We start from the raw sequence: 3,484 nt of genomic DNA, 5'->3' as shown, positions 1-3,484 counted from the left end.
CGCATGACCGAGCGATAGTCGACCGCTTGCGAGAGATGCTGCAAGACGACCAGCAGCAGCCCGCATATGACGAGCGCGAGCAAGGGCGAGAGGACGCTTCGCTTGCCAAGTGTCTTCGATGCACGGTCGAACATCGCGCCCAGCAGGTCGAATTTATTGTTATAGCGGTGGAACATGGTCAATGCGGGCCTTGCGTAGAGCTGTCGCGGCGACGGGTCGTCTGCCACGGCGTCGCCTTACTTCGGCGATTACAAATGGATAACGGCAAAGCGTTAAAAAGGTTGACAGTGTGAGTCAACGTCAACCAGTTTGTCGGGTTTTAACCTGGGCCGGCAATTGAAGCTGAACGCGCTTCGCGCCTTGACAGAGCAATATGCATCGATAAAACGGTCGATATTGCCGATTGACTTGCCGTGCTGATGAGGACCGCTGCGCTCGACAAGGGGTCGAATTTTAAACGTTTATTGAAGATTGCGAGATAAAGATTCGGTATCGCGTGAATCGTGCCGATCGCGCACCGTTTTAAAGGACGATTGGCTCCATCAAGGTTTCTGCTTCGCGTGCCGTAATCGAGAGCAATGGCACGGCGAAATGTTGAATTCTCTCCGCGAAAACCGGTACTTGAAGGGGAACGATGATGGCAGATCAGGATTGGGTGATGGCCGGTATCTATCTGGTGGGGTTGGTGTCGACAGCGCTTCTGATGAGCGCGCGATCCGCGCGAGCGGCCAAAGTGCAGCGCGCAGTGGCGTCACGTATCCGCGACTAGCGCACGAGCAGGCACGAGCAGGCACGAGCAATCCGAGCCCCACTGTGAGCGACACGGGCGCTGCGCGCGCCGGCAATCCAGAGGTGGCCCTCCAGCGCCCTGAGGCGGTTTGATACTTTAATCGATGACGATGCATCGATTCTGAAGCACGCTTCCCTCAGGACAGGAGACACGGATTGACGAACGAACAACAGCTCGAACGCTGGCTCGCACGCGAGCAGGAAGTATTGGCGACACTTAACGCGGGGCCGGGGCCTGGCGTCCCACGCCCCGAACAGGTGGCGGGCAAGACCGGCCTGGAAGTCATGCAGGCAATGATGAACGCGGAACTGCCCTACGCCGCGATTGCGCGCACACTCGACTTTGCGATTGTTGAAGTCAGTGCGGGACACACGGTGTTTCAAGGCACCCCGCTCGCGCAGCATCTGAATCCACTGGGCACCGTGCACGGCGGCTGGATCGCCACCTTGCTCGATTCCGCGCTAGGCTGCTCGGTGCATACGATGATGCCGCCGGGCCGTGCCTACACCACCGCCGAGCTGAGCGTGAATTACGTGAAAACGGTGACGCCGCGCGTGCAACGCCTGCGTGCCGAGGGCAAGGTGATTCATTGCGGACGGCAACTGGCGACGGCGGCAGCTCGCCTGGTCGGCCCCGACGGCACGCTCTACGCGCATGCTACGACGACCTGTCTGGTGTTCGAGATTCTCAGCCGGTGACAAACTGGCTATTGACTCGCGCTGTTGACTCGCGCGCTTACTGCGGGCGGCGATGTGCTTCAGCGATCACAGCGCAGTTTTGCAGATGCAGGTTGAGCGCATGCAGAGCCAGTGCGCGGATCTTGCCCAGCCACGTGGTGTTAGCAGCGGTAGCAGTGCGGGCGGTAGCGACGTTGGAAGCAGTGTTCATGGTGGACTCCTGTATAGGGTTTATACCTAGGTAACAACCCGATTATAGTCCTCTCGTGCCGCGCCGCAACAAATATCAATAATGTCGCCGGGGTGTGGTGCGACGATCACATCCGGACCCGCGCAATCTCGAAAAAGGGAAGCATCAGGCGGCGCACTATTAACCATCCGCACCGTACAGGTGCAATAATGCCCCCTTTGCCTGCGGCCATCGGCCGCAGGCCGATCGCCCCCGCTCCCATGACCGTCGTCGTCCAGAAAGCCCTGATTGCGCCTCTCATCGTCGCGTGCGCGATGTTCATGGAAAGCGTCGATGCGAACGTGATCGTTACCGCATTGCCCGCCATGGCACGCGACTTCGGGCGCGATCCGGTCACCCTGAAAATCGCGGTGACGAGCTATGTCCTGGGTCTCGGCGTGTTTATCCCGGTATGCGGCTGGCTCGCGGACCGCTTCGGGGCGCGCACGATTTTCCGCACCGCGATCGGTATCTTCGTGACCGGCTCGCTCTTGTGCGCTGCGTCGAACTCGCTGGCCACGTTCACCCTCGCCCGTTTCGTGCAGGGCGTCGGCGGAGCGATGATGGTCCCGGTTGGGCGGATCATCATTTTCCGCGTGGTCCACAAGTCCGACTTCATTCGCGCGATGAACTATCTGAGCGTCCCCGCGATGCTCGGACCGGCAGCCGGGCCGCTGCTCGGCGGTTTCATCACGACGTATCTGCACTGGCGCCTGATCTTCTTCATCAACGTGCCGATCGGTATTCTCGGCATCTATCTGACCAACCGGCACATCGCCAATACGCGCGAACCGGACCCCGGGCCACTCGACTGGATCGGTTTTTTTCTGTCGGCGGCGGGCGCGGTGCTGCTTCTGCTCGGACTGTCGCTAGTCGGCGGCGAACTCATTTCGAATCGGGACGCGTTCGGCATGTGCGCGAGCGGCGCAGTGCTGCTCGTGGGCTACGTCCTGTACGCCCAGCGCGTCAAACTCCCGTTGCTCGATCTGCGCTTTTTCAAGGTACCGACATTTCAGGCGAGCGTGCTCGGCGGCTCGCTGTTTCGCATCGGCCTCGGTGCGTTGCCGTTTCTGCTGCCGCTGATGCTGCAGGAGGGACACGGCATGAGCGCGTTCGAGTCCGGCCTGATCACCTGCGCGTCCGCGTTCGGCGGCATGTTCATGCGTACGGTTGCTTCGCGCGTGCTGCATCGCTTCGGTTTCCGTTCGGTGCTGGTGGTGAACGCGGCGCTGTCAGGCATTTCAATCGCGGCGTGCGGACTGTTTTTCCCCGGTACGCCGACCTGGATCATCTGGTTCGTCGTATTGCTCGGCGGCTTCTTCCCCGCGCTGCAATTCACGAGTCTCAACTCGCTGACTTACGCGGAAATCGCCAGCCGCGACGTGGGGCGCGCGACGAGTCTCGGCAGCGTCGTGCAGCAGATGTCGCTTGGCCTGGGCGTGACCGTGGGCGGTATCGTGCTACAGATTTCACGCGTGCTGCATGGACATCCGAGCATCACGTGGTCGGATTTCTGGCCCGCGTTTCTGGTGGTGGGCTTGTGCTCGTTCGCGTCGATCCCCGTGACGCTGCGCATGCCGCATCGCGCCGGTGAAGAGATCGCGCGAGGCGGTCGCGGGTAAAGTCCTGCCCCCTCAATTTACGGTCTCGAATCAAACGTCAAGCGGGCTGCTGCCACCGGCCGCGTCAACCAGTCGCCCACGCGGCAAGTGTGTCGCCGAAACCGCCGCGTGCGCGGCTTATCGTACGCGCGCTGGTGATCACGCGCGGGGCGGCGCTCCACGCGAT

The 3,484-nt window shown here is 61.3% G+C and carries 5 protein-coding genes and 1 pseudogene; 3 read left to right on the top strand and 3 right to left on the bottom strand.

Annotated features, from left to right (window positions below):
- Positions 1–227: hypothetical protein (locus VFE81_RS17880; protein ID WP_325045866.1), on the bottom strand; the 227-nt coding region annotated here is incomplete at its 3' end.
- Positions 228–634: 407 nt separating this feature from the next.
- Between VFE81_RS17880 and VFE81_RS17875 the strand changes: the two genes are divergently transcribed.
- Both VFE81_RS17875 and VFE81_RS17870 read left to right on the top strand, forming a co-directional pair.
- Positions 635–769 (top strand): hypothetical protein, encoded by a 135-nt coding sequence (locus tag VFE81_RS17875; protein ID WP_325045865.1) that lies wholly within the window; start codon positions 635–637, stop codon positions 767–769.
- A gap of 176 nt (positions 770–945) precedes the next feature.
- Positions 946–1,488 carry a PaaI family thioesterase gene (locus VFE81_RS17870; protein WP_325045864.1) on the top strand — a complete coding sequence of 181 codons (543 nt, stop codon included), beginning with the start codon at positions 946–948 and terminating at the stop codon, positions 1,486–1,488.
- Between the two features lie 37 nt (positions 1,489–1,525).
- Here VFE81_RS17870 and VFE81_RS17865 read toward each other — a convergent pair whose 3' ends face one another.
- Positions 1,526–1,678: a hypothetical protein gene (locus tag VFE81_RS17865; RefSeq protein ID WP_325045863.1), complete on the bottom strand. Its 153-nt coding sequence runs from the start codon at positions 1,676–1,678 to the stop codon at positions 1,526–1,528.
- 239 nt (positions 1,679–1,917) lie between these two features.
- Here VFE81_RS17865 and VFE81_RS17860 point away from each other — a divergent pair, with 239 nt between their 5' ends.
- Positions 1,918–3,318, top strand: a complete 1,401-nt coding sequence (locus tag VFE81_RS17860) for an MFS transporter (protein ID WP_325045862.1) — start codon at positions 1,918–1,920, stop codon at positions 3,316–3,318.
- 64 nt (positions 3,319–3,382) lie between these two features.
- On the opposite strand, the pseudogene VFE81_RS17855 reads toward VFE81_RS17860, so the two are convergent.
- Positions 3,383–3,484: pseudogene (locus VFE81_RS17855) on the bottom strand (glycosyltransferase family 2 protein); the annotation flags it as partial.

Origin of the sequence: Paraburkholderia sp., assembly GCF_035656215.1 — a bacterium.
Classification (GTDB): domain Bacteria; phylum Pseudomonadota; class Gammaproteobacteria; order Burkholderiales; family Burkholderiaceae; genus Paraburkholderia.
The sequence above is the reverse complement of the archived record's forward strand: the minus strand, read 5'-3'. Positions and strand labels throughout refer to the sequence as shown.

Coding starts and splice junctions, on each gene's coding strand:
- VFE81_RS17875 (WP_325045865.1), top strand. CDS start 635: ATGATGGCAGATCAGGATTGGGTGATGGCCGGTATCTATCTGGTGGGG.
- VFE81_RS17865 (WP_325045863.1), bottom strand. CDS start 1,678: ATGAACACTGCTTCCAACGTCGCTACCGCCCGCACTGCTACCGCTGCT.
- VFE81_RS17860 (WP_325045862.1), top strand. CDS start 1,918: ATGACCGTCGTCGTCCAGAAAGCCCTGATTGCGCCTCTCATCGTCGCG.